This is a genomic window from Enterobacter sp. Res13-Sevr-PEC09-46 (genome assembly GCF_015672585.1).
In the GTDB taxonomy this organism is placed as follows: Bacteria; Pseudomonadota; Gammaproteobacteria; order Enterobacterales; family Enterobacteriaceae; genus Enterobacter; species Enterobacter hormaechei_C.
This window is the reverse complement of the sequence record NZ_JADABR010000033.1, coordinates 70,150-81,950: the sequence shown is the minus strand read 5'-3', so window position 1 is coordinate 81,950 and position 11,801 is coordinate 70,150. Positions and strand designations below refer to the sequence as shown.

Below are 11,801 nucleotides of genomic sequence, written 5' to 3'. Positions count from 1 at the left end.
CTTTGTTCAGTTAAGAAAAGAAACCATAAAAACCACGGCAATAAATAAGGCGTAAATCACATTAAATAAAAGAAACCATTAAAACCATAGCGTCCATTAAAACTTCGCTTTTAATATGCCATCCCTCACATAAAGTAAGCCTTTGTGACTCTAAGCTGAACGCACAAAATAACTAAGGGGCTTATTATGAGCACAACTGACGATTCATTCTCTGTTACCCACGACCCGATTGATATTCAGCGGCCATCGCTCAAAGAGCGCTGGTGGCATATTATGGATACCTGGAAAATCGGGATTATTCCTCTGCCGCTGTTCGTTCTGGCGGGCGCGCTGATTGCGATTGATTGCCTGGGCGGAAAACTGCCGAGCGACATTGTGGTCATGGTGGCCACGCTGGCCTTCTTCGGCTTTGCCTGCGGTGAGTTCGGCAAACGCCTGCCGATTGTCGGCAAGCTCGGTGCGGCGGCAATTTGCGCCACCTTTATCCCTTCCGCGCTGGTCTATTACGGCCTGCTGCCGGACGTGGTGGTTGAGTCCACGACCAAATTCTATAAATCCACCAATATTCTCTACCTCTATATCTGCTGCATTATCGTCGGCAGCATCATGAGTATGAACCGCACCGTGCTGATCCAGGGCTTCCTGCGCATCTTCTTCCCGATGCTGTGCGGTGAAATCGTCGGCATGATTGTCGGCATGGGTGTTGGGCTGGCGCTGGGCCTCGAGCCGTTCCAGATCTTCTTCTTTATCATTCTGCCGATCATGGCGGGCGGCGTCGGGGAAGGGGCGATCCCGCTCTCTATCGGCTATGCCACCCTGCTGCATATGGATCAGGGCGTGGCGCTCGGCCGCGTGCTGCCGATGGTGATGCTCGGCGGCCTGACGGCGATCATTATCTCCGGTTGCCTCAACCAGCTCGGTAAACGCTACCCGCACCTGACCGGTGAAGGCCAGCTGATGCCGAATCGCGCCAACGCTGATGCCACTGTTTCCCAACCTGCGTTCTCCGGCAAAGCGGACGTGACGACAATCGCCTCGGGCGCGCTGCTGGCGGTGCTGCTGTACATGCTGGGCATGCTCGGTCACAAGCTGATTGGTCTGCCAGCGCCGGTGGGCATGTTGTTTATGGCGGTGCTGGTGAAGCTCTGCAACGGCGCCTCTCCGCGTCTGCTGGAGGGTTCCCAGGTGGTGTACAAATTCTTCCAGACCTCCGTGACCTACCCAATCCTCTTCGCTGTCGGCGTGGCGATTACCCCATGGCATGAACTGGTGGCGGCGTTCACCGTCAGCAACCTGCTGGTGATTGTCAGCACCGTTTCCGCGCTGGTGGCGACCGGATTCTTCGTTGGCAAAAAGATTGGTATGCACCCGATTGATGTCGCCATCGTCTCCTGCTGTCAGAGCGGGCAGGGCGGCACCGGTGACGTGGCGATCCTGACCGCAGGCAACCGCATGAGCCTGATGCCATTCGCCCAGATTGCTACCCGTATCGGCGGCGCGATTAACGTCTCTGTCTCACTGCTGATTCTGGGCAACTTCCTCGTTTAAGTTTTCAGGAAAGAACAATGAAACTCGCAAGCTTTTTATACCAGGGAAAACGCAGCTACGGCATCGTACAGGCCGAAGGCGTGATTGATTTGGGCCGCCGCCTGGGCGACCGCTATGGCGACCTTAAAGCGCTGTTGCAGGGGAACGGGCTGGCGCAGGCCACCCGTTTTCTGAACGACGCGGTGGATGTACCGCTGAACGCCATCACCTTCTTACCGGTGATTGTCCAGCCGGAAAAAATCCTCTGCGTGGGCATGAACTATGCCGACAAGCGCAAGGAGTTTGACCAGCACAACCCGGCCCCGACGCTGTTTGTCCGCTTCCCGGATTCACAGACCGGCCACAACGAGCCGGTGCTGAAGCCGCGCCACTCCAGCGAGTTCGACTACGAAGGCGAGCTGGCGGTGATCATCGGCAAAGGCGGGGAGAACATCAGCCGCGACGACGCCCTGCGCCACGTGGCGGGCTACAGCTGTTACATGGACGGCTCCGCCCGCGACTGGCAGCACACCTGGTTCACCGCCGGGAAAAACTGGCGCCAGACCGGGGCGTTCGGCCCGTGGATGGCGACGGCGGATGAGATCCCGGACCCGCACAGCCTGGCGATCCGCACCTGGCTGAACGGCCGCATGGTGCAGGAAGACAACACCAGCAGCATGATCCACAAGGTGGCGGAGCTGATCGAGTACATCAGCACCTTCACCCGTCTCAGCCCGGGCGACGTGATCATCACCGGCTCGCCTGGTGGCGTGGGTAAAAAGCGCAACCCGCCGCTGTTTATGAAGGAGGGGGATCGCATTGAGGTGGAGATCGAGCATATCGGTCATCTGAGCAACGTGATCGTGGAAGCGCCAGCCGTCGGGCTCGCGGCAGCGCACTGAGTAAGGCGGCAGCATGCAATCGCAACCCATTGATTTTCGGCACACCGTTGTGGCGAAACACCCAGAACGCTTAAGCCAGATCCGCTACCTGCTGGCAGACAGCGGCCTTGGCCTGGACAACGACATCACGCTGTTTGTCGAAGCCTGGTCCGGCGCGCAGCTGGTGGGTTGCGCCGGGCTGGCTGCCAACGTCATCAAATGCGTGGCGGTCAACGAGCAGCTTCGTGGGGAAAACCTCAGCGCGCGTCTGCTTGCAGAGGTGGAAAACGCGGCGCTGGAGCGCGGCCATTTTCACCTCTTCCTCTGCACCCGTCCGTGCAATAAGGAGCGCTTTGGCCGCAGCGGTTTCTGGCCGATTGCCCAGAGCGGGAACAACGCGGTGCTAATGGAGAACACTCCGCAGGGGATCGCGCGCTACTGCCGATCCCTGCGCGCGAAGCGCCGGTGTGGGGAAAAAACGGGCGCGATCGTGATGAACGCCAATCCGTTCACCCTCGGCCACCGTCATCTGGTGGAGCAGGCGGCGGCGCAGTGCGATGCCCTGCATCTGTTTGTGGTGCGTGAAGACGCCTCGTTCTTCCCGTTCAGCGCGCGCATTGAGATGGTGCGTGCGGGCGTGGCGCATCTGCCGAACGTGGTGGTGCATGAAGGCTCGCAGTACATCATCTCCCGCGCCACGTTTCCGGCCTACTTCCTGAAGGAGACCGGCAAAGTGCAGCAGGCGTGGAGCGAGATCGACGTGCTGATCTTCCGGGACTATATCGCCCCGGCGCTGGGCATCACGCACCGCTTCATCGGCTCGGAGCCGTTCTGCGACATCACGCGGCAATACAACCAGACGCTGCACGACCTGCTGGCCTCGCACATCGACGTGGTGGAGATGCCGCGCATCAAAGCCACCGGCAACGCCATTTCGGCCTCGGAAGTGCGCCGTTTACTCAAGACACAGCAGTTTTCCCGGATCCGGGAGATTGTCCCGGACTCCACCTTCGCGCACCTCGAAGCACATTATCGTGCGAGTGCGGAAGTCGCATAACTATCAGGAATTTATCATGAATATTGTAAGGGAGGCGCTGGCCGGAACGCAGGAGTCCAGCGACCTGATGGTGAAAATCGCCCCCGCTCACGGTGAGCTGGAGATTGTCATCCACAGTGAAGTGATTAAGCAGTTTGGCGAGCAAATACGCCAGGTGGTCAACGACACATTGCGCGCCATGAACGTGCACCAGGGATTAATCATTATTGAAGACAAAGGGGCGCTGGACTGTGTGATCCGCGCTCGCCTGCAAAGCGCGCTTCTGCGTGCCGCCGATGAACAGGCCATCAACTGGGGGGCGCTGAAATGAGCAAACTCCGCCGCAGTATGCTGTTCCTGCCAGGCGCCAATGCCGCCATGCTCTCTACCGCCTTTATCTACCGCCCCGACTCCATCATGTTTGACCTTGAGGACGCCGTGGCCCTGCGCGAGAAAGACACCGCACGCATGCTGGTGTTCCACGCGTTGCAGCACCCAATGTATCAGGATATCGAAACCGTGGTGCGCATTAACCCGCTGAGCACGCCGTTTGGTCTGCTGGATCTGGAGGCCGCCGTGCGCGCGGGCGTGGACGTGATTCGCCTGCCGAAAACCGACACCCCGGACGATATTTACGAGCTGGAAGGCCACCTCGAGCGTATCGAGAAGGAGTGCGGGCGTGATGTGGGTTCCACCCGCGTGATGGCGGCGATTGAATCGGCCATTGGCGTCATCAACGCCGTGGCGATTGCCCGCAGCTCCCCGCGCCTGATCGGCATCGCGCTGGCCGCCTTTGACTACGTGATGGACATGCAGACCGAGCGCGGCGACGGCACCGAGCTGTTCTATGCCCGCTGCGCCGTGCTGCACGCCGCACGCGCCGCCGGTATCGACGCCTTCGACGTGGTGTGGTCCGACGTTAACGACGAAGCCGGGTTCCTGCGCGAGGTCGACCTGATCCGCAAGATGGGCTTCAACGGCAAATCGCTGATTAACCCGCGCCAGATAGACCTGCTGCACAACGCCTACGCCCCGACTCAGGAAGAGGTGGATCACGCCAAAAGGGTGATTGAGGCGGCAGAAGAGGGCGAGCGTAACGGCCTGGGCGTGGTGTCGCTCAACGGCAAAATGGTGGATGCACCGATTATTAACCACGCGCAGGTGGTGCTGGAGCGCGCGGCGGCCTCTGGCGTGCGTCGGTAAGGATGACATAATGAATCAGACAGAACTTCTCCATGTAAATTTCCCCCATCTGCGGGATCTGAAACCCTTTGATACCGCCCACAGCGCGACGCCGTGGCTGGCGGACAGCGAGGCGAAGCACAGCCGCAAGCTCTGCGCCTCAATTGAAGAGGCGGTTAAGCGCAGCGGCTTGCAGGACGGGATGACCATCTCCTTCCACCATGCCTTTCGCGAAGGCGACCGGGTGATCAACACCGTCGTGGCGCTGCTGGCGCGGATGGGTTTCAAAAATCTGACCCTGGCTTCCAGCTCGCTGATGACCTGCAACGACGCGCTGATCGAGCATATCGAGAGTGGCGTCATCACCCGGATTTACACCTCCGGCATGCGCGGCAGGCTGGCGGATGCCATCTCCCACGGGCTGATGGACGAGCCGGTGCAAATTCACTCCCACGGCGGGCGCGTGAAGCTGCTCCAGGACGGCGAGCTGAATATCGACGTGGCGTTTCTCGGCGTGCCGTGCAGCGATGAGTTTGGCAACGCCAACGGGACGCACGGCAAATCCTGCTGCGGCTCGCTGGGCTACGCCATGGTGGATGCGCACTTTGCCCGTAAGGTGGTGCTGCTGACCGAAGCGCTGGTGCCATTCCCCAATATGCCCGCCAGCCTGGTGCAGGATCAGGTGGACTACATCGTGCAGGTGGAGAGCGTGGGCGACCCGGCGAAAATCAGCGTCGGCGCGGCGCGCGTCACCAGCAACCCGCGCGAGCTGATGATCGCCCGATATGCGGCGGACGTGATTGAACACTCTGGCTATTTCAAACCAGGCTTCTCGATGCAGACCGGCTCCGGTGCAGCGGCTACCGCCTGCACCCGTTTTATGGAAGAGAAGATGGAGCGCGGCGGCGTGAAGGCGCGCTTCGCCCTTGGCGGCATCACCGGCAGCCTGGTGGATCTGCACGAGAAGGGGCTCATCGAAAAGCTGCTCGACACCCAGTGCTTTGACGGCCAGGCAGCGGCCTCGCTGGCGCGCAACCCGAACCACGTGGAGATCTCCACCAACGTCTACGCCAACCCCGGCAGCAAGGCGGCAAGCTGCGACCAGCTCGACGTGGTGATCCTCAGCGCCCTGGAAATCGACGTCGACTTTAACGTCAATGTCATCACCGGCTCCGATGGCGTGATGCGTGGCGCATCCGGCGGACACTGCGACGTGGCGGCGGCAGCCAACCTGACCATTGTGGTCGCGCCGCTGCTGCGAAGCCGCATCCCGACCGTCGTGAAGCGCGTTACCACCCGCCTCACGCCGGGGGAGAGCATTGACGTGCTGGTCACCGACCACGGTATTGCGGTCAACCCGGCGCGCCCGGAGATCCGCGAACGACTTATGGAAGCAGGGCTGAAGGTTGTAGATATCAACGCGCTGTATGAGCGAGCGATTTCGTTGACAGGCGTACCGAAACCGATTGAGTTCACCGACAAAATCGTCGGGGTGATCCGCTACCGCGACGGCAGCGTGATCGACACCGTTCGACAGGTAAAGGAGGAAGTGTGACTATTGCGACACCCGTGCGGACGGGTGTCAGCCTGGACGAACTGCTGGCGGCGAAAGAGCGCCGCGCAGCGCGCCAGGCTGACATGCTTGCGCACTATCAACAACCGGTGATCTCCCTCACGCTGGTTACGCCCGGGGAAATCAAAGACAGCCTTCGCTATCGCAACACCATGGGCGTGGCGCTGCAAATGTGCGACCAGCTGCTGTGGGAAAACCGCTGGCAGGTGCTGGACCGTAAGGTGCTGTGGCTACCCACCGGACCTGAAGCCTTGTGGTGCATCGCGCATCCGGCGGCGGAAATTAAGGCGCACTGTGCAGAACTGGAGCAGACGCACCCACTCGGCAGGCTGTGGGATCTGGATGTGATCTGCCCTGAAAACGGCCACGTCGGGCGTCAGTCGCTGGGGGCGAATCTCAGACGCTGCCTGATCTGTGACGAGCCCGCCCACGCCTGTTCCCGTTCGCGCAATCACCCCGCTGAGCAGGTGGTTTCCCGCGTGGAGAAGATGATCGATGACTGGTTTGCTCGCGACTGAACCGCGCCCGGTTGACGTGCCTGCGCTTGCCGAAGCGGCGCTGTGGCAGGAGCTGGAGCTGACGCCAAAACCGGGGCTGGTGGACAGGCTCAATAACGGCTCCCATCGCGATATGGACCATGCCTTGTTTGTCCGCAGCATTATGGCGATTACGCCGTGGTTTGCCCGGTTTGCGGAACTGGGGGAAGCACATGCGGCCAAACCTGCCGATCGGCAGTTGCGGATTCTTCGCCCAATGGGAATGGCCTGCGAGCAGGCAATGTACGCCGCCACGGGCGGGGTAAATACCCACAAGGGCGGGATTTTTGCCCTCGGTTTGCTCTGCTTCGCCGCCGGGCGTGTGAAAAATATCTCTGCGGATAGCCTCTGTTGTGAGGTAAGTAACATCTGTCATGGGCTGGTGGCGAGGGAGCTGGCCGGGCGCAGTGGGCAGGCAACGGCGGGGGAGCGGCAGTTTCAGCTGTACGGTTTAACCGGCGCGCGTGGCGAGGCAGAAAGCGGCTTTGCCACGGTGCGTAAGGCTTTGGATGCGTGGAACGGTCAGTCGCTTCACGGCCTGCTGTTGCGCCTGATGGCGGTAAATCAGGACAGCAATCTCGTTTCGCGCGGCGGCATTGAGGGGCTGCGCTACGTTCAGGGCTACGCGCGGGAACTGCTGGCTAACGGCTGGGACTGCGAGGCGTTGCTGAAGATGGATAAGGCATTGATTGAACGCAACCTGAGCCCGGGCGGCAGCGCGGATTTGCTGTCGGTGGGGTGGGTACTTTCTGGAATAAAATAGCCGGGTGGCGGCTACGCCTTACCCGGCCTACGGTCTGGTTTTGTAGGCCCGGTAAGCGCAGCGCCACCGGGCACAACAATCAATGCGCGATCGGCTGCGCACCGTGCGGTTCGCGCACGTGCTTGTACTTGAACAGCGCGATGAACGCGAAGAACAGCACCAGCGAGTACCCGGCGAAGATCAGCCACACTGGTTGCCAGTTGGTGATGCCGTTAGTGGTATACATCTCAACCACTTTGCCGCTCACCACGCCGCCCAGAATACAGCCGAAGCCGTTGGTCATCATCAGGAACATGCCCTGCGCACTGGCGCGGATTTCAGGCTTCACCTCTTTTTCCACAAACACCGAGCCGGAGATGTTGAAGAAGTCGAAGGCACAGCCGTAAACAATCATCGACAGAACCAGCAGCACGGTGCCGAACGCGCTCGGGTCGCCATAGGCGAACAGACCGAAGCGCAACATCCAGGCGGCGATACTGATCAGCATGACGTTCTTGATACCGTAGCGGCTCAGGAAGAACGGGATGGTCAGGATGAACAGCGTCTCGGAGATCTGCGAGATGGACATCATCACCGACGCGTGTTCGACGATAAAGCTCCCGGCAAACAGCGGATCGTTATCGAAGCTGTGCAGGAAGGTATTACCGAACATGTTGGTGATTTGCAGTTCCGCGCCCAGCAGCATGGAGAAGATAAAGAAGATCGCCATGCGCTTGTTTTTAAACAGTGCGAAGGCGTCCAGGCCAAGCATGGTGCTCCAGCTCTGGTTTTTCTGCTGATTAGATACCGGAATGGTGGGCAGTGTCAGGGTGAACAGCGCCAGCAGTACGGAGAGCGCCGCGCCGATGTAGAGCTGCATATGGCTCAGCTCGAAGCCCGCGAAGCTCACGCCCCACATCGCCATGATAAAGCCGATGGTGCCCCAGATACGGATTGGCGGGAAGTCGGTGACGATATCCAGACCGGCAGATTTCAGGCGATAGTAGGAGATGGTGTTGATCAGGCCAAGCGTTGGCATATAGGCCAGCGAGTTAAGCAGGATCACCATGAACATCGCCCCCGGCGTGGTCACTTCGGCCGCCATAAACAGCGTCCCCGCACCCACCAGGTGGCAAAGCATATACAGCCATTTCGCGCTTAGCCATTTATCCGCCACGATACCAAGCAGCGTTGGCATGAAGACAGCCGCAATACCCAGCGAGCTGTAAACGGCACCGATCGACGCACCATCGAACTTGAGCGTCACAAACATATAGGAGCCGAGTGTAGTCAGCCAGCTACCCCACAGGCAGAACTGCAGAAACGACAAGATTTTAAGCTGCAGCTTAAGGTTCATGTTACTTTCCTCACAAGTGAGCGGGAGATATGTTGTTTTGGGAACATTCAGGGTTGTTATTTGATGCAATTCTATCAGTTGGCAACGATATGTTTTGTTACCTCCCGCAAAAAAATGCAATCCACATTAATTTGCAGTCTGGATTGTGATGCAAATAGCATTTTCGTATGGGTGGGGTGAGATGGGTGCGGTCTGATGTCCCCTCACCCTAACCCTCTCCCAGAGGGAGAGGGAACTTGAATACCCTCTCCCTCTGGGAGAGGGCAGGGTGAGGGGTAGTTTTCTAGCGGCGACGGTAGTTCTTCTGCGCCGTATTCACCTTATACAGATAGCGGCGTGATTCCGCAGACGGGTGGCGGGTGGTGAGGGTTGAGTAGACATCCCCCGGCGCCATGCTGTTGATGATGTTCGCGGCCTGCACTTTGTCATTTGAGAAGACGCGCAGCACGCTGCCCGCGCCACCGTTATAGGCGGTGATCACCGCATAGCGGCGTGAGGTTGGGTTATCAATCCCGCCCAGGTAGACATTGTTCAGCATCGCCAGGTAGGCCGTACCGGTATCAATGTTGCTTTGCGGATCGAACAGGTAGCTGCGGCTCGGCGTGCCGGATTTCCCCTGTGCGCGGAACACGTCTTTACCGGCGCTGTGCTGTACAACCTGCATCAGCCCCAGCGCGTCGGAACGGCTTACCGCGTAGGGGTTGAACGAGGACTCGGTCTGCATAATCGCCAGGATCAGCGACTCATCCACGCCATACTTACGCGACGCCTGACGCACCATGCCCAGATACTTATGCGCACGCTTGTCGAGGTGGTTCGGCACCAGGTTGATCGTGACGCTGTAGATCACTTTCAGGCCGTTGGTGCGGCTTTTCAGGCGCGTTTGCAGCAGGTAGTCGGCAAATTTCGTGGCGCGGCCTTCCCAGCGGATCGGCTGACCGGTCTGGTCAACGACCTGGCCATACAGAAACGGCTCTTTGGAGATGGTGATGTCATCGGCATCAGAGTAGAGGTCGATAGACCCCGGATCGTCGCCCATCAGCAGGGTTTTGATGATGGCCTGACGTAAATGCGCCGCAGGTTCAGTCCCTGCGATGGTTTCAACCGTAATCGTACCGTCATCGAAGTTGATGTGGCTACGGGTCTGATAGGCGTCGGTGTACTTAACGTAGTCCTTCGGTCCGGCAATAAGAACTTCGTTAAATCCCCATATGTTCTCGATGTTGTGGGCAAACTGCCCCATCAAAATGTCAAAACCGTTGGTGTCCTTGACCCAGGCTTCGTTGTATTCATCGCCTTTTTTGGAAGAACAAGACACAAGCAACGGCGCAACAAGGGCTAGCGCTAAAAGTTTTTTCATCATTCCGGGAGTGCGTGTTGTGTTTGCTTTGGGGTTGCTGTTGCCGGGTGGCGCTGCGCTTACCCGGCCTACGAAACCGTAGGCCCGTGCAAGCGCAGCGCCGCCGGGCAGTAGCCGCAGAGTATTATTTTTCCGGTGGCGTATAGCCTTCGATATGGACGTCTTTACCCTCGAACAGGAAGTTCACCATCTCCTGCTCCAGCAGTTTGCGGTGTTCCGGGTTCATCATGCTGAGCTTTTTCTCGTTGATCAGCATGGTCTGCTTCTTCTGCCACTGTCCCCAGGCTTCTTTGGAGATCTCGTTGTAAATGCGCTTACCCAGGTCGCCCGGGTAGAGCTGGAAATCCTGGCCTTCAGCGTCGCGCTGTAGGAAAGTACAAAAAATGGTTCTGGCCATACTCATTCCTCTTTGTCTTGCCGATGCTAAACCATTGCACCGACACGTAATTGCTGTAACAGGCGCTCCACGGGAGCCGCCAGCCCGACTGATGGCGGTTGCGCTAAGTTATACCAGAGAGCGTTGCCTTCATCCATGCACGACGTGAATGAGGACACGGGAAGCCACATCGGCACAATATCCAGATGGAAATGGCTGAAGGTATGACGGAACGCGTTGAGTTGCGTCAGGGTATCGGCCGCAATGCCGCGCTGTTCAAGCCATGCCCGAAGCGAGGCTTCATCCTCAAACTGTGGGAAGCAGTATAGACCACCCCACAGGCCACTCGGCGGGCGCTGAGCGAGAAACACCTCGTCGCCATGCTGCATCAGCAGCATGTACCCGGTGCGTTCAGGCAGCGTCTGCTTCGGTTTTTTCCCCGGATACTGCGCCCAGGTGTGGTTCGCATACGCCACGCAGAGGTTGTTTACCGGGCAAAGTTCGCACTTCGGTTTTGAACGGGTGCAGACCATCGCGCCCAGATCCATCATCGCCTGGTTAAAACGCTCCACCCCTTTCGCCGGAGTGACCGCTTCACTGATCTCCCACAGGCGTTTCTCAACCTCTTTCTTGCCCGGCCAGCCATCTATGGCGTAGCAGCGTGCGAGCACGCGCTTGACGTTGCCGTCGAGAATAGGGAAATGTTTGCCTAAAGAGAGGGAGAGGATTGCGCCTGCGGTTGAACGCCCGACGCCGGGCAAATCCGCCACCTCGTCAAAGGTCTCCGGGAATTTACCGTTGTGGCGGGTGGCGACCTGCTTTGCGGCTTTGTGCAGGTTGCGCGCGCGGGCGTAATAGCCGAGGCCTGTCCACAGGTGCAGTACCTCGTCCAGCGGCGCGTTGGCCAGATCGGTGATTGTCGGGAAGCGCGCCATAAAACGCTCGAAGTAAGGAATGACCGTCGCGACCTGCGTTTGTTGCAACATCACCTCGGAGAGCCATACTTTGTACGGCGTTTTTTCAATTTGCCAGGGCAGGGTTTTACGCCCGTATTTGTCGTACCAGTCCAGCACCTGGGCTGAAAATTGAGAGGCTTGCATGGTCATCGATTCGCTTAATCAGGGACGCAGATTGCAGCACAGCGTCAATCTGCTGTAAACCGGATCTTTCCCATGCTTGCATAGAAGCCTTAACTTTGGATAATGCCCGTTTCCCGAACATTCTCACAAGC

General features: G+C 58.8%; 12 protein-coding genes. 8 read left to right on the top strand and 4 right to left on the bottom strand.

Annotated features, from left to right (window positions below):
* Positions 1–186 precede the first annotated feature (186 nt).
* Genes IMQ56_RS20405 through citG form a run of 8 tightly spaced genes read left to right on the top strand, consistent with a single transcriptional unit; the run spans position 187 to position 7,498 of the window.
* Positions 187–1,548 carry a 2-hydroxycarboxylate transporter family protein gene (locus IMQ56_RS20405; protein ID WP_015571852.1) on the top strand — a complete coding sequence of 454 codons (1,362 nt, stop codon included), beginning with the start codon at positions 187–189 and terminating at the stop codon, positions 1,546–1,548.
* A 17-nt stretch (positions 1,549–1,565) separates the two neighbouring features.
* On the top strand, positions 1,566–2,429 hold the full coding sequence (locus tag IMQ56_RS20400) for a fumarylacetoacetate hydrolase family protein (RefSeq protein WP_015571851.1): 864 nt from the start codon (positions 1,566–1,568) through the stop codon (positions 2,427–2,429).
* 13 nt (positions 2,430–2,442) lie between these two features.
* Positions 2,443–3,465 (top strand): [citrate (pro-3S)-lyase] ligase, encoded by a 1,023-nt coding sequence (gene citC, locus IMQ56_RS20395; protein ID WP_063158055.1) that lies wholly within the window; start codon positions 2,443–2,445, stop codon positions 3,463–3,465.
* A gap of 16 nt (positions 3,466–3,481) precedes the next feature.
* Positions 3,482–3,775, top strand: a complete 294-nt coding sequence (gene citD / locus IMQ56_RS20390) for a citrate lyase acyl carrier protein (protein ID WP_017382935.1) — start codon at positions 3,482–3,484, stop codon at positions 3,773–3,775.
* Positions 3,772–4,647 (top strand): citrate (pro-3S)-lyase subunit beta, encoded by an 876-nt coding sequence (gene citE, locus IMQ56_RS20385; protein ID WP_015571849.1) that lies wholly within the window; start codon positions 3,772–3,774, stop codon positions 4,645–4,647. The genes citD and citE overlap by 4 nt, the downstream gene beginning before the upstream one ends.
* A gap of 10 nt (positions 4,648–4,657) precedes the next feature.
* Positions 4,658–6,181, top strand: coding sequence for a citrate lyase subunit alpha (gene citF, locus IMQ56_RS20380; protein WP_023304410.1), 1,524 nt, complete (start codon positions 4,658–4,660; stop codon positions 6,179–6,181).
* Positions 6,178–6,717: a citrate lyase holo-[acyl-carrier protein] synthase gene (citX, locus tag IMQ56_RS20375; RefSeq protein ID WP_022651835.1), complete on the top strand. Its 540-nt coding sequence runs from the start codon at positions 6,178–6,180 to the stop codon at positions 6,715–6,717. Before citF ends, citX begins: the two co-directional genes overlap by 4 nt.
* A complete protein-coding gene (citG, locus tag IMQ56_RS20370; protein WP_047746952.1) occupies positions 6,695–7,498 on the top strand; it encodes a triphosphoribosyl-dephospho-CoA synthase CitG in 804 nt (267 codons plus the stop codon). Before citX ends, citG begins: the two co-directional genes overlap by 23 nt.
* A 79-nt stretch (positions 7,499–7,577) precedes the next feature.
* Here the strand turns inward: citG and IMQ56_RS20365 are convergent, their stop codons facing one another.
* The 4 genes from IMQ56_RS20365 to mutY form a co-directional block, all read right to left on the bottom strand.
* Complete coding sequence (locus tag IMQ56_RS20365; protein ID WP_015571846.1) at positions 7,578–8,834, bottom strand: nucleoside permease; 1,257 nt, start codon at positions 8,832–8,834, stop codon at positions 7,578–7,580.
* Between the two features lie 283 nt (positions 8,835–9,117).
* Positions 9,118–10,194 (bottom strand): membrane-bound lytic murein transglycosylase MltC, encoded by a 1,077-nt coding sequence (mltC, locus tag IMQ56_RS20360; protein ID WP_017382930.1) that lies wholly within the window; start codon positions 10,192–10,194, stop codon positions 9,118–9,120.
* Positions 10,195–10,318: 124 nt separating this feature from the next.
* Positions 10,319–10,591, bottom strand: coding sequence for an oxidative damage protection protein (locus IMQ56_RS20355; protein WP_003862425.1), 273 nt, complete (start codon positions 10,589–10,591; stop codon positions 10,319–10,321).
* A gap of 26 nt (positions 10,592–10,617) precedes the next feature.
* The gene (mutY, locus tag IMQ56_RS20350; RefSeq protein ID WP_169810235.1) at positions 10,618–11,670 is read right to left on the bottom strand and encodes an A/G-specific adenine glycosylase; all 1,053 of its coding nucleotides are present in this window, start codon (positions 11,668–11,670) and stop codon (positions 10,618–10,620) included.
* Between the last annotated feature and the right edge of the window lie 131 nt (positions 11,671–11,801).

Coding starts and splice junctions, on each gene's coding strand:
- IMQ56_RS20405 (WP_015571852.1), top strand. CDS start 187: ATGAGCACAACTGACGATTCATTCTCTGTTACCCACGACCCGATTGAT.
- IMQ56_RS20400 (WP_015571851.1), top strand. CDS start 1,566: ATGAAACTCGCAAGCTTTTTATACCAGGGAAAACGCAGCTACGGCATC.
- citC (WP_063158055.1), top strand. CDS start 2,443: ATGCAATCGCAACCCATTGATTTTCGGCACACCGTTGTGGCGAAACAC.
- citD (WP_017382935.1), top strand. CDS start 3,482: ATGAATATTGTAAGGGAGGCGCTGGCCGGAACGCAGGAGTCCAGCGAC.
- citE (WP_015571849.1), top strand. CDS start 3,772: ATGAGCAAACTCCGCCGCAGTATGCTGTTCCTGCCAGGCGCCAATGCC.
- citF (WP_023304410.1), top strand. CDS start 4,658: ATGAATCAGACAGAACTTCTCCATGTAAATTTCCCCCATCTGCGGGAT.
- citG (WP_047746952.1), top strand. CDS start 6,695: ATGACTGGTTTGCTCGCGACTGAACCGCGCCCGGTTGACGTGCCTGCG.
- IMQ56_RS20365 (WP_015571846.1), bottom strand. CDS start 8,834: ATGAACCTTAAGCTGCAGCTTAAAATCTTGTCGTTTCTGCAGTTCTGC.
- mltC (WP_017382930.1), bottom strand. CDS start 10,194: ATGAAAAAACTTTTAGCGCTAGCCCTTGTTGCGCCGTTGCTTGTGTCT.
- IMQ56_RS20355 (WP_003862425.1), bottom strand. CDS start 10,591: ATGGCCAGAACCATTTTTTGTACTTTCCTACAGCGCGACGCTGAAGGC.
- mutY (WP_169810235.1), bottom strand. CDS start 11,670: ATGCAAGCCTCTCAATTTTCAGCCCAGGTGCTGGACTGGTACGACAAA.